Origin of the sequence: Fusobacterium sp. (assembly GCF_019012925.1) — a bacterium.
In the GTDB taxonomy this organism is placed as follows: Bacteria; Fusobacteriota; Fusobacteriia; order Fusobacteriales; family Fusobacteriaceae; genus Fusobacterium_A.
On the sequence record NZ_JAGIRL010000006.1, the window covers coordinates 1 to 23,839 of the forward strand.

The following is a 23,839-nucleotide window of genomic DNA, read 5'->3' on the forward strand; positions in this document are numbered from 1 at the left end:
TAGAAGATGTATTTACCCAAAAAGAATTTAATTTTTTAACCCTTACAAAGTGTAAAATACTCCAAGGGTTATATACTTGTGTGTTACCAAAAGTATATCCATTATACCACTCTTTTACTTCTTCAAGTTTACATTCCACTTTATAATATTTTAACATATCTTCTCCTTCATTTTCTAAAATTGTATTAGAATAAAAATTATTCAAATCAGAAAATATCCCAGCTTGAGCTACTCTAATTATTCCTATTAGCACTCCCATTTGTAAATTAGGATTAGTTTTTAAAGCTCCACCATAGAAAGTTTTAAAAAATTGTAAAGCCTCATTGTAGTAACCAACCTCATGTGCAGTAAGTAATGGGGTATCATATTCATCTATTAAAATAATTACTTTTTGTTGATAATATTCAATTAAACAGTTTATTAAAAATTTTAGAGAATTACTATAGTCTTCATCTTCTCTATTCCATATTTTTTCAAATACTTTAATATCTCTCTCATCTAAACTCTCTCTTAAATATTTATATTCTGCAAACAAATCAGAGATTAATGTTCTTATTTGAGAAGACATCAATTTAAAACTATTTCTCTTAAGCTCTTTCATAGTAATAAAGATAACTGGATATTTACCTTGCTCTTTAATTAAAGGAGAATTTTCTATATAAAGTCCATTAAATAATTTTCTATTTTCTTCTCTGTTTTTGATAGCAAAGAAATATTTTAACATAGACATGTTAAGAGTTTTACCAAATCTTCTAAAAGGACTCCTATTTTTTGCAAAAAATTAAAAAAGGTGTGAAACCAATAATTAAAAATTACTAGTTCACCTACACCTTTTTATAACATTCCTCTTTTTTGTAAAACCACTGTGGTTAGATATGTTAATAGATCAGATACAGGTAAAGCTAACCATACCCCTCTCTCACCTATTATCTTCGGTAAGATAAATAAAGTAATAGCTACATACACTGTACTCCTTAATATAGACAATAAATTGGCTGAGTTAGCCTTTCCCTTTGATTGTAAATAGGCTATATTTATAAAATTAGCTCCCATAAATATGATAGCACTTGTATATAGTATCATTCCTTCTGATGCTTTTTCTCTTAAAACAATATCATTATTAAATAGAACAATCAAGCTCTTACTAAAGAACACTACCCAAATCAATACAAGTGTTGAAATTACAAATGAAACCCTATGTCCCAATTTATATATCCCTTTTACCCTATCATTTAGCTTAGCACCATAGTTATAACTTACAATTGGTTGTATTCCTTGTCCTAGTCCAGAGAATAACATTCTAAAGATATAGAATATATAACCTACTATACAGAAAGCTGAAACTCCCAACTCTCCACTATATTTCATAAATGATAAGTTAAATAGTATTGTTATCAGAGCTACTGCAAATTCCATTATAAAAGATGGGAATCCTATCATCAACATTTTATATAAAATATTTAATTTTAACTTCATAAATTTATATTTAAAGTGACAACCAAATCTGAAAAAATATTTTATTAAAAACAGCATTGAAAATAGTTGTCCAATAGCTGTAGCTAAAGCTCCTCCAAACATTCCCCATCTAAATACTATTATAAATAGCCAGTCTAAAATTATATTTGTAACAGCTCCAATTACCATTGCTATAAATGCATATGTTGGCGACTTATCATTTCTAACAACAGCATTTAAGCTATTTGCCAACATCAAAAAACCTACTCCAACAGTACAAGGATAAAGATAGGCTTTTACCATTGGTAATAATTGTTCACTAGATCCCATTAAATATAATAGCTTTTCGTTGAAGATTATAACCATCAACACTATAAAGATATAACTTATTATATTCAAAGTTATTATATATGAGAAACATCTATTTTGAATTTTTTTATTTTTGGGATAGAGGGATATCAGTGTTGATCCTCCTACTCCAAACATCAAACTCAAAGCTGCTCCAAAGTTTACTATTGGATAACCTATATTTATAGCAGCAAGTCCATCTGCTCCAACCCCTTGTCCTATAAAAACCCCATCAATTATGGCATAAAAGGCTGTAACTAACATTCCTGTTACAGCAGGAATAGAAAAGTTTAAAAATAATTTTCCTATTGAATCCTTCCCTAAGCTAATTGATTTTGACATAGCTCCTCCTGTTTCAAAGCAAAGACTGACTCCAAAAAGAAGCCAGTCTAATTATTTTAATTAACTATTATTTTTTTATAAATTTTAATGGTTTATCATTTCCTAATAATGAAATGCTATTCTCTTCTATTACAATTTTATTTACATTTGCTAATTTTCTTAAATACTCAACTTCGCTCTCCATCTTAGCTGGTTCTCCAGCCATCATAGTAGATGCTACATTATCAATAGTTACCTTATCTCCTTCTATCTCTACAACACCAAAGTATCTATTAACTCCTGAAAAACCATAGATCTTTCCACTATCAAATACTACAGTAATATCTGATCCTTCCAATGTATATTCTACTCCTTTTATAGAGTTCATATCTAACATAGTTTGGGCAGTTTTACTCATTGTACTCACTTTATCAGCTGTCTCACTTGTTTTTTCTAATGCTGTACATCCACTTAACAAAGCTCCTATTAGTGTTATCATCAATAATGATTTTTTCATTTACACCCTCTCCTCTTCTAATTTTATACTGTTTAATAATTGTAACATATTCAGAAAAATATATCAATTTATTTTATTCTTTTAAAAACAGGTTTCATCTTATCAAATCCACAAATATAGCTTACTCCTATACTTTTTAAGAACTCATATGCCACATCAAAGTCAAGAGTTAGATACTCTTTAATATGTGAATCAGACCCTATAGTTATGATCTCTCCACCCAATTCAAAATATCTTTTTACTATATCTGTACACGGATAGAATCTATTCTCTTTATATCTATAACCTGAAGTATTGATCTCTATCCCCTTTCCCTTATGGATCAGTGTTCTCAATATCTCATCAATTATATCTTTATGCATATGATAATCCATACCTCTGTACTCAGGTCCACCATATCTAGTTACAAAATCCATATGACCATATACAGAAAACTGTTCATATTTTTTCACATTATCTAAAACTGTTTCAAAATAAAATCTCTGTAATTCCTCTTTATTTCTTGTTTTTTGAAGCTCTCCCCAAGCTAGATCACATCTATTAATAGCATGTGTTGAAGCTATTACAAAATCAAATGGGTATTTTTTTACCTGCTCTTCCAAATACTCTCTTGTATGAGGTTGTACTCCCACTTCTACACCCAATTTTATATCTAATTTTCCTCTATACTCATCTTGATACTCTAATACTGTTTTAGTATATTTATCTAAATTTAAAATCCATTTTTCTGTCATTCCTTCAATATCATACTCCAAATGATCAGTTATTGCAATCTCGTCTAAACCTAAAGAGATTGCTTTTTCAAAAATATCTCTCATATTCTGATTAGAATCCCCTGAAAACTCACTATGAATATGATAATCATTTATAAACATCTCTCTCACCTCTAAATATAATTCATATTTTATATATTCTAACATATTTTTTAAATTAAATATATTCCTTCTTTAAAAATTTACTCTTTAATTCTTTTCTTGTCCTTTAATTAATCATTTTTTATTATTCCCACGCAATCTCCACTCTCACTATAAATTTAAAATATTTAAAAACTCTCATTTATTCTCACATTTAATAGTTGGATAAAAATATGTTGAAAATTTTAGATAAATATTATAAAATCTAAAAAGTTAGATATTAATTTAGAATATATATTTTAATCTATGGAGGTAAAAATGTTTGATAAAAATGTATATATCGAAAGAAGAGAAAGATTGAAATCTCTTTTAAAATCTGGTGTTGTAATTTTACCTGGAAATCAAGAATCACCTAGAAACTACAGAGGAAATAACTATCACTTTGAGCAAGATGCTAGTTTTTTATATTATTTTGGTATGAATGTTCCAAACCTTATAGGAGTAATTGATGTTGACAATAATAAGGAGTATATTTTTGGTACTGATTTTACTCTTGATGATATTGTTTGGATGGGAGAACAAAAATTATTAAAATCTTTTGCTGAAGATGTTGGAATAAATAATTTTGTTGAAATGACAGAATTTTCTCAATTTGCTAACTCACTTTTAGAGGAGAAAAGAGAACTACTATTTTTACCACAATATAGAAGTGAAACTACTATGCAATTGAGCAAATACTTTAAAATTGACCCATTTAATTTTAATAATTTTACATCTGAAAAACTTATTCTAAGTGTTGTTGAACAGAGAAACACAAAATCAGCTCTAGAGATCTCTGAAATTGAGAAAGCTGTAAATATAACAAGAGAGATGCATCTCAAAGCTATGGAAGTAGTTAAGCCTGGAATGAAAGAGTATGAAGTAGTAGCTGCTCTTGAAGAAGTTGTAGCTAGATACAATGCCTCTACATCTTTCCACACTATATTCACAAGAAACGGTCAGATACTACATAATCACTATCATGGTAACACTTTACAAGAGGGAGATCTAGTAGTATTAGATGCTGGTGCTAGAATCGAGAATGGATATTGTGGTGATATGACAACTTCTTTCCCTGTTTCTGGTAAGTTTACTGATGTACAAAAAGATATTTATTCACTTTTGATAGAGATGTTTGAAAAGGCTGAAGAGCTTATCAAACCTGGTATAACTTACAAAGAGGTACACCTTGAAGTATGTAAAGTCTTAACTGAAGGAATGAAAAAGAGAGGGCTTATGAAGGGAGATACAGAGGAAGCTGTAAAAGCTGGAGCTCATGCTCTATTTTTCCCACATGGACTAGGTCATATGTTAGGACTTGATGTACATGATATGGAAGCTCTTGGAGAAAACTATGTAGGTTATGAAGATTTTCCTAGAGAGATGCAATTTGGTCTTAAATCATTGAGATTAGCTAGAAAGTTAAGACCTGGTTATGTATTTACTGTTGAACCTGGTATATACTTTATCCCTGAATTAGTAAGAAGATGGAAGGAAGCTAACAAGTTTACTGAGTATCTAAATTATGAAGAGATTGAAAAGTACCTTTCTTTTGGTGGTATGAGATATGAGGGAGATTTCTTGATAACTGAAACAGGAGCAAGAAGATTAGGTGATAAGATGCCTAAATATCCTCACGAAGTTGAAGCATGTATCAATAGATAAAATATAAAGTAAAGAGTGTAGATGATCAGATTTTATCTACACTCTCTTTTTTAACCTATATATCTAAATTTACTGACAATTTGAAGTTAGTTTTTTATATGTTGAAAAAATATTTAAAACTTGTAACTTTACTCCTAACTCCAAGCTATCTTCATCTATATCAAACTTATCATTGTGAAGTGGTGCTACTATACCTTTAGAAATATTTCCAACACCTAAGTTAAAGAAAACTCCTGGCACTTTTTCAACATAGTAAGCAAAATCTTCAACTCCCATATTAGCCAATTTCTTTTCATAAACTCCCTTTTCTCCCAATAGCTCTTTAGCATTTGCTTTGACTATATCCACATATTCGTCATGATTTACAAGAGCGGAGTATCCATCAGCATATGACACTTTTCCCACTGCACCATAAGCTTTAGCTGAATTCTCTACCATCTCTTTTATTCTCTCTTTAGCTCTTACTTTTACATCGTTGGATAGTGTTCTCAATGTTCCTGAAGCTACAACTCTTTGAGCTACTATATTTTCTTTATCTCCACCATTTATCTTCCCTAAACTAAGTACAGCTGAATCTCTTGAATCTATATTTCTACTGATAATGCTTTGAAGTGATGTAATTATACTACAAGCTGTAACAATGGCATCTACACCTTGACTAGGGTAAGCTCCATGACAACTTTTCCCCTCTATCTCTATCTTTACATCAGTTGACGAGGCACAATAAGCTCCATATTTTATTCCAACTACTCCACACTCTATTGTAGGATCTACATGTAAACCATAGATTGCATCTACACCTTCTAGGCAACCATCTTCTATCATAGGTAGAGCTCCTCCACTTGTCTCTTCAGCTGGTTGAAAAATTAATCTTACATTACAAGGTAAGCCCTCTCTATTTTCTGACAATGCTTTTCCAACACCTAAAAGTATTGCTGTATGTACATCATGTCCACAGGCATGCATCTGACCATCTATAGTAGACTTATACCCCTTACTACTACACTCTAATATTGGTAAAGCGTCCATATCAGCTCTTAAAGCTATAGTTTTACCCTTATCCTGCCCCTCTATATCTGCTACTATACCTGATTTTCCTACTCCAACTCTATATTTAATTCCCAATTCATCTAAAATATGAGTTACATATGCTATTGTCCTTGGAAGTTGAAAATCTAATTCTGGTATCTTATGTAGATCTCTTCTTGTCTCAATTAACCAATCTTTATTAATGCTATCAAATACTGTTTTTATGCTCATTTTTCCTCCTAGTTATACTTATAAAAAAAGGAGAAAATTTTTGTCCAATAAGATAAAAATTTTCACCTTTAATCTCTATAATCTTAATTAATCTATTATTTCTGCTTCATCTCCAGTAGCAAAATCATAGTTTCCAAATCCCAATATTGGATAGAAAATAAATCCTAAAAATGTAAGTCCTAAACCAAATAATACAGGTGAGCTTATTTTGAAGTTTTTAGCAATATTTATATTTATCTTTATAACTACAAAGAAGTTCACTATTGGTATTATTAGAAGTAGAATATACCACCAACTCAATTTAGCTAAAACTGTTATCATTAAATACACATTATAAATTGGAATTAATGATGTCCACCCCTGTAATCCTGCCTTTGTAAAAGCTTTCCACATTCCTGCTAGAACAATGATTAAAATAATTAAACCAATCATCTTAAATCCTCCTTCTGATGTTTTTATATTTTATTTTTTTGAAACCAATTTAAAATATCCGTCCTCTGTTTTCTCTATTTTCCCCTGTTTTAATAGATTTCCAACAGCTCTTTTAAATGCTTTTTTACTCATATTAAAATAGTCCACTATCTGTTCTGGAGTAGTTTTGTCATTGAATCTGAAACTATCTTTTAAAATTCTCATTTTTTCAAGTATTAGCTCTGCATCTTTATCTAACTGGATATAAGCAAGTTCTCTAGGAGAAAGATCCAATTTCCCATCTTCTCTTACTCTTATTACTCTCGCTTCTATTTCATCACCTATCTTATAGTTTTTGAAGTACTCATTTTTTGGTATTAATCCAAAATATCTATCCTCTACAGCAACAAAAACACCAATCTCATCATTTATTCTATATACTGTTCCTGAAACTATATCATTTTTCTTCATTGATGTGCTTGGTAATAAGAATTTATATATCTTCATTGTAGCTGAAAGTCTACCCTTACTATCCTCATAAATTCCTACCAAATATCTTTTTCCAACTTCAACATCAGTCTCCTGCTGTCTTTTAGGCAGAAGTAATTCCTTCTTCAATCCCCAATCCATAAAAGCTCCTAAAGTTGGGTGAACATCTGTTACCTCTAACTTAGCTAAAGTTCCTACTAAAGCTTCTGTCTTTCTAAAAGTTGCCACTGGTCTATCTTCAGAGTCCATATAAACTAGAACTTCAACCTCGTCTCCCTCTTTTAGATCTCTGTCCTCTAATTCATTGTTAGGTAAAAGTATATTATCCTTACTATCACCTGTTCCAGCATCAAGGTACGCCCCAACACTAGCAAAATTATTTATAACCAATCTCTGTCTTTTTCCTATTTTTATCATCAATTTCTCCTTATCTCTCTAACAATACACCTGTATTATACATTTTATTTTTATTTTTTACAAGAATAATTTTTTAATTTCATCTTTTAATTCTAAATGCTTCTCTTCCCTTTTAAATATCTTTTTTATTGTAGTAGGTTTTTTTGAAAAAACTATAATAGTATCTCCCAACTCCACGGCTAAATCTATATCGTGTGTGATGAGAAACACTGTTTTTCTCTCCTTCATTTGAAATAATTTTAGATAATCAACTATCTCTTTTTTAGTTTTAATATCTAAAAACTCAAAAGGCTCGTCCATAAAAAGATAATCACTTGGAAAGGCAAAAGCCCTTGCTATTCCAACTCTCCTCTTCATACCACCACTTAAATTCTTTGGATATTCATCTCTATAATCCAAGAGATTTACCACTTTCAAATACCTCTCTATATACTCTTTCATAGTATCTTGAGGAATCTTATCCTTTAAGACATACTCTATATTTTCATATACAGTTTTCCAAGGAATTAAGGTGTCCTCTTGAAAAATATAGGATATTCCTTTCTCTATATCTCTTTCATAAACTACTTCTCCCGAATATTCGGTAATATCTTTGGATAAGATATTTAGAAGTGTTGTCTTTCCACAACCAGACTCCCCTAAGATCACAGTAACTTTTCCCTCTTCTCCAACAAAAGATATCCCTGACAAAACAGCCCTATCTCCAAAGCTTTTCTCTATATTTTTTACTTCCATCTATAACTCCTACTCACCATATAGTTCAATCTTTTTAAGCCATTCTCTAAAATATAGTTAATCACTATTACAATTGCAATCCAAGCAAATATATTTGAGCTTTCTAAGTATATCTTATTCAAAAATATCTCCCCACCTATTGAAAAACTCTCCTGTGAAAGTACCTCTCCAGCTATTATCACTTTGAATGTCAGTCCGATATATGAGGGTAAATTTGGTGCTATAGAGTAGTAGACACTTGGGATATAGATATCAGTTATCACTCTCTTTTGAGGTACTTTATAGATTTTTGACATTTTTAAAAGATTGACATCACTGTTATTTAATGCCCCTAAAATGCTCTCATAGAGTATTGGAAAGAGTATCAAGGACCCAACTACTATTGGAACACTCTCTGTTGTACTCCAAATCAATACCAATATAATTATTGCTATTGTTGGTACAGCTCTTAAGAATACTATGAATGGTGATAACAGTTGTTTAACTACTTTATATTTATATGATATTGTTGCAACTATAGTAGCTCCCAAAAGAGATAACAGTATCACTAAAAAAAGTCTGCTTAAAGTATTGTATAGAGTATGTAAAAACTCTATACTTCCCATTATTTTTAAAAGTGATTCTCCCACTTGATCAACTCTAGGAAAAAGAAGAGAGTTGTCTATAAACAAGGCAACTCCCTCCCAAATAACAATAAAGAGTATAAAGGAAAGTATTCTATAACTACTTTGCAAATATCTCTTCATCTGGTACTTTTCCTCCGATTACTTTACTATTTACTTCATTCAAATTTTTAAAATACTTATTGTACTCCTCTTGACAATCAAATATTGGTGTATAATAGATATTTGCTCTTTTCAATATCTCATCTAAATTGCTTGTATCTACAGTTATGTTATTCTCTTTGATATTTTTTGTAGTTCTCTCTCTATCTTTATATAATAGTACACTACTCTCTCTAATTTTTTCTACTAATTTTTCTACTAATTTTGGATTTGAACTATATAACTCCTCTTTTACCACCAAAGTTGCTTGAGGGTAACCTAGATCTGACTCCATTATATTTTTCCATTCATCATTTAAATTGGCTACAATATTTGTAGTCACACTCTTAGTTAGAATTTTACTTAGCATTGGCTCTGGAATAACTGCCGTATCTATTTTTTTACTTAGAAATAGCATAGCCAACTCATTTCCATTGGCTAGATAATTTATCTCTAAATCTTTACTACTTAGCCCCTTAGCTTCTAAAATAGATTGAAATATTATATCTGGAGTTAATCCCTTTCCAAAAGTATATACTTTTTTTCCTTTTAATTCATCTAATGAGGAAATATTATCTCTACTTATTACATAGAAAGATCCCCAACCTACTGTTCCCAAAATCTTATAATTTAAATTCTTGTTATATAGCTGAGCTGAAAAGTTTGAAGGAACTATTCCTATATCTCCCTCTCTCTTTAGCATATCTACTACAAGGGCATCTGAAGCTTTCTCTATCTTATAAGTCACTGTGTCCTCATCTATAGTTTTTACATCAGACATCATATTAGCTATAGACATAGCTGGTAATCCATCAGGAACTAAAAACTTTATATTTTGTGCATAGGCACTTAAACTCAACAAACCTAACAAAAATATCTTTACTATCTTACTTTTTATCATCTATTATCTCCCCTTGAAAAACTCTTGTGAATCACCAAAATAGTAGCTTCTATCTTTTTTATTTAGAAATAGTAATCTATTTGCATACTGACATATCTCTTTTATATTGTGAGTTATAAATATAACTGTCAATTGATCCTCACTACATAGAGTCTTTATCGTCTGATAAAAGGCTAACTTATTCTTCATATCAAGTGTTGAGTTAGGACTATCTATTATTAATAGCTTCGGCTCTGTTATCAGGTGCTTTGCCAAATTTGCTCTCAACAGCTGACCTTTATTTAATTTGTTAATCTTTTGATCTCTGATATCATATAGATCCAATCTTTTTAAAAGGGAGTCTACCTTATCCCAATCTTCATCTTTAAAGAGTCTTACTCTTTTTTTAGATAGTAGTGCCACTGCTACTACCTCTCTTACTGTTCCTATAAAATTCTCTTTCTGTTGTGCTGAGTTTTGAGCAATATAACTGACCTCATCTTTTCCTATATTGTGGTACTGTATATCTCCACTCACTCCTGAATTAATCAAACCTAAAATACTCTTTATCAAAGTACTTTTTCCAGAACCAGGCACTCCTCCTATAGCTAGATAATCGCCTTTTTCCACAACAAAAGAAAGATTTTCTAAAACACTTCTGTTCTTGTACAATAAGCAAAAATTTTCCACTGTTAAAATATTTTCCATCTAGCTACCTCCAATAAAATATATATTCTATACTATATTATATCACGATCTAAAATTTAAGTAAATCAAATTAAATAATATTTAACAAGAATAAAAAAACTACACTCTCTATCTCATCTTGAAATTTTGAGTGTAGTCTATTATTTGATTATTTATCTAATCTATTCCATTTAGCTTGTCCCTCTTGGTATAGATCCCCACCATAGATATCATTTATAACTATTGCTGGAAACTCCTCTACTTCCAATCTTCTAAGAGCCTCTGCTCCTAAATCCTCATAAGTTATTAATTCAGCTTTTTTTATAGATTTTGATATAAGTGCAGCAGCTCCACCAACTGCAGCAAAATAAACTGCCTTTTCAGAAACAATAGCTTCCTTAACCTCTTTTGATCTAGCTCCTTTTCCTATCATTCCCTTTAATCCTACTTTAATTAGATCTGGAGCATATGCGTCCATTCTATAACTTGTAGTTGGTCCAGCACTTCCTATTGGCTTTCCTGGTTTTGCTGGTGTAGGTCCAACATAGTAGATCACTTGCCCTTTTATATCTATAGGTAATTCTTTTCCCTCTTCTAATAATTTAACAAGTCTTGCGTGTGCAGCATCTCTTGCTGTATATATAACTCCTGTTATCTTAACTGTATCCCCAGCTTTTAATTTAGCTATATCTTCCTCTTTTAAAGGTGTTGTAATATGATATTCCATTAGCTTTTCCTCCTCAAACCTCTATCTATAATTCTATCTCTTTATGTCTAGCTGCATGACAGTTTATATTGATTGCCACTGGTAAAGCAGCTATATGGCAAGGATAAGTATTTACTTTTACAGCAAGGGCAGTAGTTAAACCTCCCAATCCTAATGGTCCAACTCCTGTTTTATTTATTAACTCTAATAACTCCTCCTCTAATCCTCTTGCAATAGGATCTGGATTTACATCATTTATATCTCTTAAAACAGCTTCTTTGGCTAGAATAGCTGCTTTTTCAAAGTTTCCACCTATTCCTACTCCAACTATTATTGGTGGGCAAGGATTTCCACCAGCATTTTTCACTGTATCAACTACTAATTTTTTTACACCCTCTATTCCATCTGAAGGCTTTAACATCTTCAAAGCACTCATATTCTCAGATCCTCCACCTTTTGGAGCCACAACTATTTTAACTTTATCTGAGTTTGGAACAAGTTTTGTATGGATTATAGCTGGAGAGTTATCCTTAGTATTAACTCTATCTAATGGATGTCTTACAACAGATTTTCTAAGGTATCCCTTTTCATACCCTCTTCTAACTCCCTCATTTATAGCTTCATATATATCTCCCGATATTTTTACCTCTGTACCTATCTCTAGGAATACAACTACTATCCCTGTATCTTGGCACATAGGAACTTCCTCTCTCATAGCTATCTCATCATTCTCTATGATCTGCCCTAAGATATTTTTTCCTACTTCTGATTCCTCTTTCTCATAAGCATCTTTGATCTTATCTAGAACCTCTTTCCCAATAAAATAATTCCCTTCAATGCACATTCTTTCTACTTCATCAGTAACTCTTTTTAAATCTAATTCTTTCATTAGAAACCCGCCCTTCTTTTTAAAGTTAAACTTTAATTTTTTTGTAACGCTCTAACTTTATCATACCATAAATTCCATATTTTTTGAATAGTTCCTAGGATAGATTTTTAGTATCGACTTCTAGAATAGAATATATTTAATTAATAATAGAAAAAAGAGAGCACTCTTTAAAGCACCCTCTCTTTACATCTATTTCTTATAGTTTTCCAATCTTTGATATAGCATAGTTGCTGCTGATTCCATCAATCTAGTCTTTATAAACTCATCACTGATCTCAGCAAAATAATTAGTTGCTATCAGAGTTGCAAATCCATGGGCATACATCCAACAATCTAGATAAAGTTCTATTTTAAACTCTTCATCTAAATGATCAAATCTCCCATCTTTTAACATCTCTTCCTTTATCAGATCTCTAAACTCTCTTATTACTTCATTTCTCTTTCCCAAGCTCTCTTTTAAAAATATAGCTCTAAATAACTCTTTTTCCTCTCTTGCAAATATACATATACCCATTCCAATATTCAAGAAAATCAAGTTTGTTCTCTCTTTTTTTACATACTCAAGAAAGAGCTGTTTTGCATTCTCTAAAAGCTCATGTTTCAATATATCCATTGAATTGTAAAAGCTATATATTGGTGCTGGAGATGACTCCAGTGATTTTGCAAGATTTCTAGCACTAATACCCTCTATCCCCTCAGCTTTAAATATCTCAAAGGCTTTATTATATACCTGTTCCTTTGTAAATATTGGTTTTTTTGGCATTGTGTCCTCCTTTAATTATATCTAAAACCATTAGAATCTCTTAGTATAAGATACTCCCATAGCAGTTATACTCTTACTATATTCAGGATTTTTAACATCTTTAAATATTGGATTTGAATACTTTTGATTATAGTGTCCATCTTGAGAATCATAGATAAAATGTGTTACTGTGAAAACCCACTCTGTTGTATCATCTGGATTATATTTTAATCCTGTTCCTAACATTACAGAGTTTAATCCATACTCTACATCATCATAAGATGTTACCTTTGCTCCTGTATCAGCATAGTTTATACTTCCTAACACTGCCCATTTAGGTGATAATCTATACTCAGTTCCTAAAGCTAACTCCCAACCATTATCATATTCTGGATGTATCTCTTTAACTTTCAATGTTTCTAATTTTGAACTTCCTTTTTTCACTCCACTATCCATCTTAGCATCTTTGTTGAAATAGTAGTTTCCTGATAGAGCCACTGTCCAATCATCAGTTACTCTATATGACATACCTGCTGCTAATATAGCTGGTAGATCTCTTCTTGATTTAGTTCCAATAGAGTACTCAGGATAGAAAGCACCAAATCCTAATCCATTTAAACTACCTACTATTGGATTTTTTGAATTTAACCCTTGTTCGCTACCATGAGCTTTAAAGTTTAACTTAACTCTAGTGTCATATCTCATAGCTAGATTTAATCTATCAGAAGCCTTATAGTTTAATCCTAACTGTCCTCCAAATCCCCAAGCAGTTCTTTTAGAATCCATAGAAGCTGTTTCATTTACTGATTCCATACCAACAACCTGTCCTCCTTCAAGCTTAGGAACCTTTCCATTTAAGTAAATATCCCCTTTTAGAGTTCTACTTCCATAGATAGCTCTACCTGCTACTGATAGTGATAGCTTCTCATCAACTTTAAATACTTTACCAAGAGTATTCTGAATATATAGATTTGATCCCTCTACCTTAGATTCATTTGTACTAAATCCTACTAATCCTATTCCAGCTAAAATATCTGGAATTACAGCTGTACCAGCCACTCCATCTTTATACTTTAGGTCTCCACCTCCACCTAAAGCACCAAATGTCCAATATAGTGCTGAATCATCTTCAACTTTATATAGTGCAAAGTTTGGTATAGGTTGAACTAATTGAGCCTTATACTCTTTTCCTCCATATGTCATCTTCTCATGTCCTAAAGCTAACTGTCCACCTAATTGAACATAAGTTCCATTCTCTAAGTGAACTAATCCTGCTGGGTTATAGTAAGCAGATGATTTATTTATCATACCGTTTTGTGCTTGGTTTCCTAAATATTCTGGTGTATATGTTTGAATATGGTCAATAGAAGCTGCATAAGTTGCTGAACTTAATACTGTTGCTAAAGCCAATAGTCCTAATCTTTTTTTCATGATTCCTCCTAGAAATTATTTATAACATATGTAATATATCATCTGTAAGTTAATAATTAGTTAATTAAAAATTAATTTTTTTTAATCTTTTTTAATTTCTTGAGGAATTACTCCTAATTCATAAGCTTTTAATAGTTTTCTCAGATCATTTATTTGTGTTTGAAGTTCTCTTCCTATATCTGTATCTTTTACTCTTATTCTATTTACACTACTATCCTCTACAATCCTAGTGGAAGATATTATATCTCTTCCCTCACATATAGCCTTTTCAAGAGATTCAAATGGTTCATGCTCCACTATCTTCAACCCATATGAGTTGGAAATCAGTGTATATCCTGCTATTCCAGTCTCTTTTTGATAAGCTTTTGAAAATCCACCATCTATTAAAAAAAGCTTTCCTTTTGCTTTTACTGGCTTCTCTCCCTTCAATGTCTTAACTGGAACATGTCCATTAATTATATGAGAAATATTAGGATTCAAGCCAAATTCACTCAAAATCTTCCTACACACACTCTCCTCATTATATAGTTTATAGTATGGATTTTTATTTTCAATATGTGTTATCTTGTCATCAATAAAATATCTTTCAAAGGTTTTCATAGCATCCTTACCAAAAAGTGGGGAATCCTTTCCACACCAAAGATACCATAAAAAATCATTATACCTCTCTTGTTTATCTTTTCTACCTCTATACAAGTAAGCTTTTCTAACTATCTCCTCTATCTTATCCAGGTACTCCTTCCCTTTTAGTTCCTCACCAAATACACATACCCTTTTCAACTCACCAGACTCTGTCAAAGGTATGCACCCGTGATACAATAGATTGGAGTTATATTTTAAATACACACTTCCATTAGTAAAGAAGAAATCTATATGTCTTTGTAATTTTTCACTATTAATAAAGTATTTCTCCAATTTTTCCATAACCTCTCTCTCCTCGTTAGTAAGGATATATGGGTTATTTTTATCTATTGTTGGGAAATTCCTATCATTTAGAAGATAGTTCCTTCCTTCCAGCTCCACTGTTCCCAAATCATAATCTATCTTATCCAGTAGTTGTCTTTTTTCTAATTCAAATTGAGGATTTCTTTTTGACATCTCCCCTTCAATTTTAAATTGAATAATTGTAATAGCTTTATGTATCTGTGCCATAAGTTGTGATTTTTTCTCACCTTTTGGTATGAAACTTTTACAACTGTCACTACCATAAGTATCAATAGCAAATGTAGCCAAGGGGAGAAGATTGATTCCATAAGCTTCCTCCAATATGTCAGTATTGGAGTATCTAGCACAAATTCTAATCACATTGGCTATACAAGCAAGATTTCCCAAACTTGCTCCTATCCATAGCATATCATGATTTCCCCACTGTATGTCTGTATTGTGATGTCTTATCAAAGTCTCCATTATCAAATGTGGACTACTTCCTCTATCATAAATATCTCCAATAATATGTAATTTATCTATCATCAATCCCTGAATTAGATCAGCTATAGCTTTTATAAACTCCTTACCTCTACCTAGTGATATTATTGTATCTATGATATTTTCAACATACTCTTTTCTGTTTGGAAGCTCCTTTCTCTCATAGATAAGCTCCTGCAATATATACTCAAAATCCTTTGACATAGCCTTTCTTACCTTTGAGCTTGTATATTTTGAAGCAGTTACACTACAGACTTCTAACATTCTATATATGCTATCTTTTAACCATTTATCTGGATTTTTTTTATTTTTTAATATATACTCAACCTTTTCCTGTGGATAGTATATTGTACTAGCCAACTCCTTTTTCTCAAAATTATTTAGAGTATCTTGAAAAATATCGTTAATTTTCTCCTTTATAGTCCCTGATCCATTTTTTAATACGTGGTTAAAAGCTGGATACTCCCCATGAATATCTGTTAAAAAATGCTCTGTTCCCTTAGGTAAATTAAGTATCGCTTGTAAATTTATTATCTCAATTGTAGTTTCTGAAATATTTCTAAATTTAGAAGAAAGGAGCTTAAGGTATTTAAGCTCCTGAATATCATCATATTTTTTCATAAATTATCCTCTCAATCTAATTCTTATGTAAAATATGGCTCTGTGCTGCTGCAACTATAGCTACTAGCACTCTAAATGGAGAACAACTTACATAGTCTAAACCTACTCTATCGAAAAACTCTATACTCTTAGGATCTCCACCATGCTCTCCACATACTCCCATTTCAATCTCTTTATTTCCTTTTCTTCCCAATTCAACTGCTAATTTAACTAACTTTCCTACACCTCTCTCATCTATTGTTGCAAATGGTTCAACTTTTAATATTCCATTCTCATAGTACTCAGGCATAAATTTTACTGAGTCATCTCTTGATAATCCCATTGTTGTTTGAGTTAAATCATTTGTTCCAAAAGAGAAGAAGTCTACATCTGTTGCTATCTCATCAGCTAATAAACAAGCTCTCGGTGTTTCCATCATAGTTCCGAGCTTATAATCCACTCTCATTCTCTCACCTTCAAAAACTCTCTCTATCTCTTTTATTAGATTTTTCTTAATAAACTGTAGTTCCTTAGCTCCAATTATCAATGGAATCATTATCTCAGGTTTTACATCTATTCCCTCTCTCTTACATTGAATACTTGCTTCAATTATTGCTCTAGCCTGAATATTATATAGCTCTGGACGAGTTACTGCCAATCTACAACCTCTATGCCCTAACATTGGGTTCTCATCTTTTAAATTTCTTATTCTTCTCTCTATCTCTTCATAAGAAACATTTAATATCTCACACATCTTCTCTTTATCTTTCTGCTCTTTTGGTAGAAATTCATGTAGAGGTGGATCTAGTAATCTAACAATTACTACATCATTTCCCACTACCTTAAAGATATTGTAAAAGTCCTCTTTTTGCATATCATGAAGCTTTTCAAGAGCTAATCTTACCTCTTCGGGGTTATGGCTCAATATCATTCCTCTAATTGTCCATATCTTATCCTTTTGGAAGAACATATGCTCTGTTCTACAAAGACCTATTCCCTCTGCTCCAAATCCCTTTCCTAAACTAGCATCTCCAACTGTATCAGCATTCATTCTAATTCCTAATCTTTTAATCTCTTTACACCAAGCTACAAACTCTTTCAAGTTCTCATCAAACTGTGGCTTTGTAAGAGGTACTTTTCCAAGATATATCTCTCCAGTATATCCACTTATTGAGATAAACTCTCCCTCTTTTACTGTATAGCCATTGATATGCATCTCTCTTCTTATATCATCTATCTTTATAGCTCCACAACCTGTCACACAACATTTTCCCATTCCTCTTGCTACCACTGCACCATGAGATGTAGCTCCACCTTTTACTGTTACAATTCCTTGAGCCAAACTGATACCCTTTATATCCTCTGGAGAAGTTTCCTCTCTAACCAATATAGTCATCTCTTTTGTATGCACTCTTTCAGAGGCAAATACTACTCTTCCAATAGCTACTCCTGCTGATCCTGCCAATCCTTTTCCTAAAAGTGTAGCTTTCTTTATGGCACTCTCTTCAAAATTTCCATGTAGTAACTGTGGTAATACTGCTGGATCTACCTTCACTATAGCCTCTTCTTTACTAAGTAGTCCCTCTCTTACCATCTCTACAGCTATTTTTACAGCTGCATATGGACTTCTTTTACCATTTCTAGTCTGTAATAGGAATAGTTTTCCATCTTCAATGGTAAACTCTATGTCTTGCATATCCTTATTATGTTCCTCTAAAATCTTAGCAATCTTACTAAATTCACTATATACTTCTGGTAATTGCTCCTTTAATCTCTCTATTGGTTCAGGTGTTCTAATACCTGCTACTATATCCTCACCTTGTGCCTTCAATAGATACTCTCCAAATATCTCTTTATCTCCATTTGAAGGATTTCTTGTAAAGGCAACACCTGTTCCTGATTTCTCATTTAGATTTCCAAAAACCATCTCTTGAACCACAACAGCAGTTCCCATCTCATCATCTATTCTATTTATTCTTCTATAAACTTTTGCTCTCTCATTTTCCCAAGAGTTAAATATTGCATCTACAGCCATAAATAACTGTTCTTTAGCACACTCTGGAAACTCTTTTCCTGTCTCCTCTCCATATAGCTCCTTTGCTCTCGCTATTAACTCTTTTCTATCTACTTCTTTTCCTAGCTCCTCTTTTAATTTGAAGAATTTCTCCTTCTCCACACCCATTACAATCTCTGCAAACATCTGAATAAATCTGAAATAAAGGTCATAAACAAACTCTTCATTATGAAAAATTCCCATCATCTTTTCAACAGTTTTATCATTCATTCCAAGGTTCAAAATTGTATCCATCATTCCAGGCATAGAAACAGGTGCTCCTGATCTCACAGACACAAGAAGTGGTCTATCTCCCTCAAACTCTTTCCCTGTTATTTTTTCTAGTTTATCTATTTGCTCTAATACCTCATTTTTTAACTTTTCACTTATAGTTTGTCCATCTTTGTAATACTCTCTACAAGCATCAGTAGAGATGATAATCCCCTCTGGAATAGGAAGTCCTATCTTTTTCATCTCTGCTAGGTTTCCTCCCTTTCCACCCAATATATTTATCATCTCTTTATTCCCCTCTTCAAATAAATAAACTCTTTTCATTTCTTCCTCCTATTTACTATAATATTCTAAGAAAAGTTTAGCTATATTAGTTTTAGTCAATCTTCCAACAAGTTCATATATTTTTTTCCCCTTCACCTCTTTTATCTTTACTACTGGAATACAATCTATTTGATGTTCTATTATCTTTTTCACACCTTCAATTATAGGTTCATTCTCTTCACAATAGATTATATTCGGCATTCTTGTCATAACAATATTTATCGGTACTCTCTCTATATCATTTTTTCCTATTGCTATCTTCAATAGATCTTTTCTTGACACTATTCCTACAAGGCTATTCCTCTCTGTTATAAACATAGTTCCTACATCTTTAGTAAATATTTTTATTATCGTCTCATATACAGAAAGCTCTGAATCTACTGACACCACATCTCCCATTATATCCTTAATATATCTTTTCTCTTCCCTCGCTACATAGGTATATCCCAATTTAGGTTTAGACTTTAAAAAACCCGCCTTAGTTAACACTGAAAAATCTGTTCTCAATGCTGATCTTGTTAAAGATAATTTTTTTGCTATCTCATCTCCTATAATTGGTTCATTCTCTCTAACTATCTTTAATATTTGTCTCTGTCTTTCAGTAAGACTCATTATTCCTCCTATTAGTGTACACTTATTTGATGTTAAGTAAAATTTAATCTCTATATATATGGTTATATCACTATTTAAATAATAAGTCAACACTATTATAAGTGTACACTTTTTATTTTTGAAGTTTAGTCTCTATTTTTCTAGAGTTTTGTGCTATAATTTAAATTGAAAATTTTTTATAAAGGAGAGTTCAATGGGAAAATTCGTATTTTATTATTCAGTTGTTGGTGCTAGAAAAAGTGCTGAACTTATTTTGACTGGACATAGAAATATTATGGCTGGTAAAAAGGTGGCTGTCTTTCAACCTTCAACAAATACTAGAGATGGTGGAAAGATAAAGAGTAGAGCCTTAAAAGAGGGTATGGACGCCATTATAATGACTAAAGATTTCAACCTTTATGATTGGTGGCTTGAAAATAAACCCAATCTTATTTTAATAGATGAAGTACAGTTTATTACAAAATCTCAGATAGATGATCTAGTTAAAATCATTAGAAACTCTAAAACACTTGTTTTTAGTTATGGGCTTATGTCTAATTTTATGGGTGAGCTTTTTGAAACAGTAGCTTACATGTTACCATTCGTTACTAAAATTGTTGAGATTCCTACTGTTTGTGAAGTGTGTGGAGATGCTAAGGCTACAATGAATATTTTAGTTGATGAAAGTCAAAATAAAGATGGAGGAGAGATCATTATTGGAAACCACTTTAAAGGTGTTTGCTTAAAGTGTTTCTTAGATCATAAAGAGAAATAAAAATAGAAAAGGAAGGATTTTTATGAAAGTTTTATTGATCAATGGTAGTCCTAACGAAAAAGGATGTACCTATACAGGTTTAAAAGAGATGGCTCAAGTATTTTCAAAGTCAGGTATTGAAAGTGAAATACTCTACCTTGGAAAAAAACCTATAGCTGGTTGTATAGCTTGTGGTAAATGTAGAAGTGTTGGAAAATGTGTCTTTGATGATGAGGTTAATAGAATTGGCGAGAGAATAGAGGAGTTTGAGGGAATAGTTGTAGGCTCTCCTGTTTACTATGCTGGTCCCTCTGGACAGGTCACTGCCTTCTTAGATAGATTGTTTTACTCGTACAGAAGTAAGATGACTGGAAAGCTTGGAACAGCAATTGTATCTTGTAGACGCGGAGGTGCAAGTTCAGCTTTTGATAGATTAAACAAGTATTTCAGTATCTCTAATATGCCTATTGTTACCTCTCAATATTGGAATCAGATACATGGAAATACTCCCGAAGAGGTTATACAAGATGAGGAAGGATTACAAACATTAAGAACCTTAGCTCAAAATTTTATCTGGTTACTTCAATGTATTGAAGCTGGTAAAAAGCTGGGAGTTAAACCTGTAGATTACGAAACTCCTATTAAAACTAACTTTATTAGATAATATAAAAGAGAGCGAAACACTCTACTCGCTCTCTTTTTTTAGTTTAATGTTTTTTATTTGACCGCAGAGATTTGAATCCCTCTCCCCATACTTCAGAAACATCTGATACAGTTATGAAAGCATAAGAATCAATCTCCTTAACAATCATCTTTATTCTATTTAGCTCAAATTTACTAGCTACACAATAGACAATTTTTATATTATTTTGAGTATAACCACCTATACCATTTATAATAGTAGTTCCTCTCTCTGTTTCCTTCATAATTTTACTTCTTATCTCATCAGATTTTTCAGATATTATTGTAATTCCCTTTGATTTAGTATACCCATCTTGAAAATAATCAATAGCCTTTGATACAATTAACATAGCTATTAAAGTGTACATAACTATCTCTTTTCCAAAAAATATGGCTGCTATCCCTAAAATTACCACATCAAGAAAGAGCATTGTCTTTCCCAATGGAATATCAAAATATCTATTTAGTATACGAGCAACTACGTCTGTTCCACCAGTAGATCCATTTACCATAAATATCAATCCTAATCCAATACCTACAAATAGACCTCCATAAATTGATCCTAACATAATATCATTAGTCGGTCCTTTGATATTCTCTGTAAGTGACAATAAAACTGATAAACAAGTAGTCCCATAGAGAGTTTTAAACAAAAAATCCTTTCCAACCATCTTCCAAGCCATTATAAGTAGTGGTATATTTATTACAAAATACATAATCCCTACAGGTATCTTAAATAAATAGTATAAAATAAGACAGATCCCTGCTACTCCACCCTCTGCTAAATGATTAGATATGAAAAAATAATTTATTGAAACAGCATAGAATATACACCCAACTGTTATAATCGAATACTCTTTTAAATATTTTAATATTTTATTTTGCACTTTTTCCTCCTAATTTTGCTCCTCTTTCTCCGGCTCCTCCTTTATATTTACATCTAATTTATCATATGGTATCTCAATATTAGCCTCATTGAATACTTTTATTATATGTGCTATCAAAAGACTTCTCGTCCTATAGTAATTGTCCCTTTTTGACCAAGCTATAAATAGTATGTTCACTGAAGATGCCCCATACTCCATAAAGTTGATAAAGGTCTTCCTATCATGTTCCAGTCCAGGAAATGTTTTACTAATATTCTCCAATAACTCAATAGCTTTCAAATGGTCACACTCATATGAAACTGATATATCTAACTTTATCTTTCTATACTCATTTGTATCATAATTAACTACCAAGCTATTCACCATTAAGTTATTTGGAATAATAACTCTCTTACTATCTAAAGTATCTATATGTGTAGAGAATACCTCAATCTTACACACCTTTCCAAAGGCACCACTCACCTCAATATACTCTCCAACATTGAATGGTTTTGTGAACAGTATTATCACTCCACCAGCCAAGTTAGATAGAAAATCTTTTAGAGATATTCCTATTCCCAATCCTATAGCACTGATCATTGTAAATATAGAGTGCTCATTAAATCCAAAAATTAACAATCCCAATAAAAATAAAACGACATATAGACTGAGTTTTACAAATGATTTTGTAAAATCTCTTGCTCCTGTATTTAATTTAGTTTGGGGGACTGCATCTAACTTATTTAATAAAAATTCTATTATTTTTTTTCCTATATATATCACAATTAGAAACAGTATAAGTCTTAAAATAAACATAACTGAATCATTTAAAATAATCTTTAAAATGTGTTTTCCGTTCTCGCCTTCGACAGAAGTAATTATCTCTAGTAAATCCATTATTTTCTCCTAACGTGTCTTCTCTTTTATTCTTAATTTCTTCTCAAAAGCTTCCCCAATATGAAATCCTATATTTTCAATCTTTCCTTTCACATTTTTATATAAAGATTTAAATATCTTTCTATTTCCCTGTTTATCAATATAATATGATTCATCACCTAATTTCACCAGTGCCATTCCATCTTTGAAATCACTTACACTGTCAAAATTAAAACCTATTCTCACATTTCCATTTTCATCTATAAATCCCCATTTTCCATTGGACTTAACTCCGGCCAAACCTTCATTGAAGTTCTGTGCCTCATCATACTCCATAGGGATTATTAGCTCTCCATTGTAATCTATATATCCATACTTATAACTACCGTTATCCTTTGAATATACTATAAAAAACTCTCTTGTACTCTTTCCTACACTCTTCATATACATACTTGAGTGTTTATCTTTGTACTTGTACTTACCTATTTCAGCTATCCATTTTCCATCTAGTGTCATCAAACCCTCTTTGTAGTCTATATCCACTAAATATATGTAATTTTCTTGAAGCGAGATTAAGATATTATTAGTTTTTGTCAAAAAGTTATTATCTAGATCTATAATTCCATACAGACCTGTATCCTCACCATTTAAGACTCTAACAACTCTTATACTATCCAATTTTTGAGTAACTGGAACTGTTTCATAGATATATCTCTCCTCTGCCAACAGCAGTGCAGAGAACACAAGCATCAACAGTATAATCATTTTTTTCATATATCTCACCCCACCTTTAGAAGTACTATATCCTTACTATATTATACTTCTATTT

General features: G+C 31.6%; 24 protein-coding genes. 3 read left to right on the plus strand and 21 right to left on the minus strand.

Going from position 1 to position 23,839, the window contains the following annotated elements:
- The 4 genes from QZ286_RS00935 to QZ286_RS00950 form a co-directional block, all read right to left on the minus strand.
- The coding region (locus QZ286_RS00935) for an AAA family ATPase (protein ID WP_291255097.1) at positions 1–724 on the minus strand (724 nt) is incomplete at its 3' end.
- Between the two features lie 110 nt (positions 725–834).
- Positions 835–2,145, minus strand: a complete 1,311-nt coding sequence (locus QZ286_RS00940) for an MATE family efflux transporter (protein WP_291255098.1) — start codon at positions 2,143–2,145, stop codon at positions 835–837.
- Between the two features lie 67 nt (positions 2,146–2,212).
- Positions 2,213–2,641: an META domain-containing protein gene (locus QZ286_RS00945; protein WP_291255099.1), complete on the minus strand. Its 429-nt coding sequence runs from the start codon at positions 2,639–2,641 to the stop codon at positions 2,213–2,215.
- 68 nt (positions 2,642–2,709) lie between these two features.
- On the minus strand, positions 2,710–3,561 hold the full coding sequence (locus tag QZ286_RS00950) for a histidinol-phosphatase HisJ family protein (protein WP_291255100.1): 852 nt from the start codon (positions 3,559–3,561) through the stop codon (positions 2,710–2,712).
- 252 nt (positions 3,562–3,813) lie between these two features.
- Between QZ286_RS00950 and QZ286_RS00955 the strand changes: the two genes are divergently transcribed.
- Positions 3,814–5,199 carry an aminopeptidase P family protein gene (locus QZ286_RS00955; protein WP_291255101.1) on the plus strand — a complete coding sequence of 462 codons (1,386 nt, stop codon included), beginning with the start codon at positions 3,814–3,816 and terminating at the stop codon, positions 5,197–5,199.
- A gap of 69 nt (positions 5,200–5,268) precedes the next feature.
- On the opposite strand, the gene QZ286_RS00960 is transcribed toward QZ286_RS00955, so the two are convergent.
- From QZ286_RS00960 to QZ286_RS01025, 14 genes are all read right to left on the minus strand, one after another.
- The gene (locus tag QZ286_RS00960) at positions 5,269–6,459 is read right to left on the minus strand and encodes a M20 family metallopeptidase (protein ID WP_291255102.1); all 1,191 of its coding nucleotides are present in this window, start codon (positions 6,457–6,459) and stop codon (positions 5,269–5,271) included.
- A gap of 87 nt (positions 6,460–6,546) precedes the next feature.
- A complete protein-coding gene (locus QZ286_RS00965; RefSeq protein ID WP_291255103.1) occupies positions 6,547–6,891 on the minus strand; it encodes a DUF5684 domain-containing protein in 345 nt (114 codons plus the stop codon).
- 30 nt (positions 6,892–6,921) lie between these two features.
- A complete protein-coding gene (locus QZ286_RS00970) occupies positions 6,922–7,776 on the minus strand; it encodes a S1-like domain-containing RNA-binding protein (RefSeq protein ID WP_291255104.1) in 855 nt (284 codons plus the stop codon).
- A 57-nt stretch (positions 7,777–7,833) separates the two neighbouring features.
- Positions 7,834–8,511, minus strand: a complete 678-nt coding sequence (locus QZ286_RS00975) for an ABC transporter ATP-binding protein (protein WP_291255105.1) — start codon at positions 8,509–8,511, stop codon at positions 7,834–7,836.
- The gene (locus QZ286_RS00980; RefSeq protein ID WP_291255106.1) at positions 8,502–9,257 is read right to left on the minus strand and encodes an ABC transporter permease; all 756 of its coding nucleotides are present in this window, start codon (positions 9,255–9,257) and stop codon (positions 8,502–8,504) included. The genes QZ286_RS00975 and QZ286_RS00980 overlap by 10 nt, the downstream gene beginning before the upstream one ends.
- Positions 9,235–10,176 (minus strand): ABC transporter substrate-binding protein, encoded by a 942-nt coding sequence (locus QZ286_RS00985; protein WP_291255107.1) that lies wholly within the window; start codon positions 10,174–10,176, stop codon positions 9,235–9,237. The genes QZ286_RS00980 and QZ286_RS00985 overlap by 23 nt, the downstream gene beginning before the upstream one ends.
- Before the next feature lie 3 nt (positions 10,177–10,179).
- Positions 10,180–10,863 (minus strand): metal ABC transporter ATP-binding protein, encoded by a 684-nt coding sequence (locus tag QZ286_RS00990; RefSeq protein WP_291255108.1) that lies wholly within the window; start codon positions 10,861–10,863, stop codon positions 10,180–10,182.
- Positions 10,864–11,011: 148 nt separating this feature from the next.
- Entirely contained in the window at positions 11,012–11,569 is a 558-nt protein-coding gene (locus tag QZ286_RS00995) for a Fe-S-containing hydro-lyase (protein ID WP_291255109.1), read from the minus strand.
- 25 nt (positions 11,570–11,594) lie between these two features.
- Positions 11,595–12,437, minus strand: coding sequence for a fumarate hydratase (locus QZ286_RS01000; RefSeq protein WP_291255110.1), 843 nt, complete (start codon positions 12,435–12,437; stop codon positions 11,595–11,597).
- Positions 12,438–12,626: 189 nt separating this feature from the next.
- Complete coding sequence (locus tag QZ286_RS01005; protein ID WP_291255111.1) at positions 12,627–13,199, minus strand: TetR-like C-terminal domain-containing protein; 573 nt, start codon at positions 13,197–13,199, stop codon at positions 12,627–12,629.
- A 30-nt stretch (positions 13,200–13,229) separates the two neighbouring features.
- Complete coding sequence (locus tag QZ286_RS01010) at positions 13,230–14,609, minus strand: OmpP1/FadL family transporter (protein WP_291255112.1); 1,380 nt, start codon at positions 14,607–14,609, stop codon at positions 13,230–13,232.
- Between the two features lie 81 nt (positions 14,610–14,690).
- Positions 14,691–16,655, minus strand: a complete 1,965-nt coding sequence (locus QZ286_RS01015; protein ID WP_291255113.1) for a fructose-1,6-bisphosphatase — start codon at positions 16,653–16,655, stop codon at positions 14,691–14,693.
- 16 nt (positions 16,656–16,671) lie between these two features.
- Positions 16,672–19,242, minus strand: a complete 2,571-nt coding sequence (ppdK, locus tag QZ286_RS01020) for a pyruvate, phosphate dikinase (protein WP_291255114.1) — start codon at positions 19,240–19,242, stop codon at positions 16,672–16,674.
- Positions 19,243–19,251: 9 nt separating this feature from the next.
- Complete coding sequence (locus QZ286_RS01025) at positions 19,252–19,854, minus strand: helix-turn-helix transcriptional regulator (protein WP_291255115.1); 603 nt, start codon at positions 19,852–19,854, stop codon at positions 19,252–19,254.
- Between the two features lie 193 nt (positions 19,855–20,047).
- On the opposite strand from QZ286_RS01025, the gene QZ286_RS01030 reads away from it, so the two are divergent.
- Positions 20,048–20,608 (plus strand): hypothetical protein, encoded by a 561-nt coding sequence (locus QZ286_RS01030; RefSeq protein WP_291255116.1) that lies wholly within the window; start codon positions 20,048–20,050, stop codon positions 20,606–20,608.
- Between the two features lie 22 nt (positions 20,609–20,630).
- Complete coding sequence (locus QZ286_RS01035; protein WP_291255117.1) at positions 20,631–21,251, plus strand: flavodoxin family protein; 621 nt, start codon at positions 20,631–20,633, stop codon at positions 21,249–21,251.
- 43 nt (positions 21,252–21,294) lie between these two features.
- Here the strand turns inward: QZ286_RS01035 and QZ286_RS01040 are convergent, their stop codons facing one another.
- The 3 genes from QZ286_RS01040 to QZ286_RS01050 are packed head-to-tail and all read right to left on the minus strand — an operon-like array spanning position 21,295 to position 23,784.
- Positions 21,295–22,155 carry a YitT family protein gene (locus tag QZ286_RS01040; protein ID WP_291255118.1) on the minus strand — a complete coding sequence of 287 codons (861 nt, stop codon included), beginning with the start codon at positions 22,153–22,155 and terminating at the stop codon, positions 21,295–21,297.
- A 9-nt stretch (positions 22,156–22,164) separates the two neighbouring features.
- On the minus strand, positions 22,165–23,031 hold the full coding sequence (locus tag QZ286_RS01045) for a mechanosensitive ion channel domain-containing protein (RefSeq protein WP_291255119.1): 867 nt from the start codon (positions 23,029–23,031) through the stop codon (positions 22,165–22,167).
- A 9-nt stretch (positions 23,032–23,040) separates the two neighbouring features.
- Positions 23,041–23,784 carry a WG repeat-containing protein gene (locus tag QZ286_RS01050; RefSeq protein WP_291255120.1) on the minus strand — a complete coding sequence of 248 codons (744 nt, stop codon included), beginning with the start codon at positions 23,782–23,784 and terminating at the stop codon, positions 23,041–23,043.
- Positions 23,785–23,839: the final 55 nt, after the last annotated feature.

What these genes read in the sequence shown, in the direction of transcription:
- QZ286_RS00955 (WP_291255101.1), top strand. Translation starts at nt 3,814, where the DNA reads ATGTTTGATAAAAATGTATATATCGAAAGAAGAGAAAGATTGAAATCT.
- QZ286_RS01030 (WP_291255116.1), top strand. Translation starts at nt 20,048, where the DNA reads ATGGGAAAATTCGTATTTTATTATTCAGTTGTTGGTGCTAGAAAAAGT.
- QZ286_RS00990 (WP_291255108.1), bottom strand. Translation starts at nt 10,863, where the DNA reads ATGGAAAATATTTTAACAGTGGAAAATTTTTGCTTATTGTACAAGAAC.
- QZ286_RS00975 (WP_291255105.1), bottom strand. Translation starts at nt 8,511, where the DNA reads ATGGAAGTAAAAAATATAGAGAAAAGCTTTGGAGATAGGGCTGTTTTG.
- ppdK (WP_291255114.1), bottom strand. Translation starts at nt 19,242, where the DNA reads ATGAAAAGAGTTTATTTATTTGAAGAGGGGAATAAAGAGATGATAAAT.
- QZ286_RS00940 (WP_291255098.1), bottom strand. Translation starts at nt 2,145, where the DNA reads ATGTCAAAATCAATTAGCTTAGGGAAGGATTCAATAGGAAAATTATTT.
- QZ286_RS01000 (WP_291255110.1), bottom strand. Translation starts at nt 12,437, where the DNA reads ATGAAAGAATTAGATTTAAAAAGAGTTACTGATGAAGTAGAAAGAATG.
- QZ286_RS01045 (WP_291255119.1), bottom strand. Translation starts at nt 23,031, where the DNA reads ATGGATTTACTAGAGATAATTACTTCTGTCGAAGGCGAGAACGGAAAA.
- QZ286_RS00970 (WP_291255104.1), bottom strand. Translation starts at nt 7,776, where the DNA reads ATGATAAAAATAGGAAAAAGACAGAGATTGGTTATAAATAATTTTGCT.
- QZ286_RS00965 (WP_291255103.1), bottom strand. Translation starts at nt 6,891, where the DNA reads ATGATTGGTTTAATTATTTTAATCATTGTTCTAGCAGGAATGTGGAAA.
- QZ286_RS01050 (WP_291255120.1), bottom strand. Translation starts at nt 23,784, where the DNA reads ATGAAAAAAATGATTATACTGTTGATGCTTGTGTTCTCTGCACTGCTG.
- QZ286_RS01010 (WP_291255112.1), bottom strand. Translation starts at nt 14,609, where the DNA reads ATGAAAAAAAGATTAGGACTATTGGCTTTAGCAACAGTATTAAGTTCA.
- QZ286_RS00980 (WP_291255106.1), bottom strand. Translation starts at nt 9,257, where the DNA reads ATGAAGAGATATTTGCAAAGTAGTTATAGAATACTTTCCTTTATACTC.
- QZ286_RS01015 (WP_291255113.1), bottom strand. Translation starts at nt 16,655, where the DNA reads ATGAAAAAATATGATGATATTCAGGAGCTTAAATACCTTAAGCTCCTT.
- QZ286_RS01005 (WP_291255111.1), bottom strand. Translation starts at nt 13,199, where the DNA reads ATGCCAAAAAAACCAATATTTACAAAGGAACAGGTATATAATAAAGCC.
- QZ286_RS00945 (WP_291255099.1), bottom strand. Translation starts at nt 2,641, where the DNA reads ATGAAAAAATCATTATTGATGATAACACTAATAGGAGCTTTGTTAAGT.
- QZ286_RS00995 (WP_291255109.1), bottom strand. Translation starts at nt 11,569, where the DNA reads ATGGAATATCATATTACAACACCTTTAAAAGAGGAAGATATAGCTAAA.
- QZ286_RS01025 (WP_291255115.1), bottom strand. Translation starts at nt 19,854, where the DNA reads ATGAGTCTTACTGAAAGACAGAGACAAATATTAAAGATAGTTAGAGAG.
- QZ286_RS00950 (WP_291255100.1), bottom strand. Translation starts at nt 3,561, where the DNA reads ATGTTAGAATATATAAAATATGAATTATATTTAGAGGTGAGAGAGATG.
- QZ286_RS00985 (WP_291255107.1), bottom strand. Translation starts at nt 10,176, where the DNA reads ATGATAAAAAGTAAGATAGTAAAGATATTTTTGTTAGGTTTGTTGAGT.
- QZ286_RS00960 (WP_291255102.1), bottom strand. Translation starts at nt 6,459, where the DNA reads ATGAGCATAAAAACAGTATTTGATAGCATTAATAAAGATTGGTTAATT.
- QZ286_RS01035 (WP_291255117.1), top strand. Translation starts at nt 20,631, where the DNA reads ATGAAAGTTTTATTGATCAATGGTAGTCCTAACGAAAAAGGATGTACC.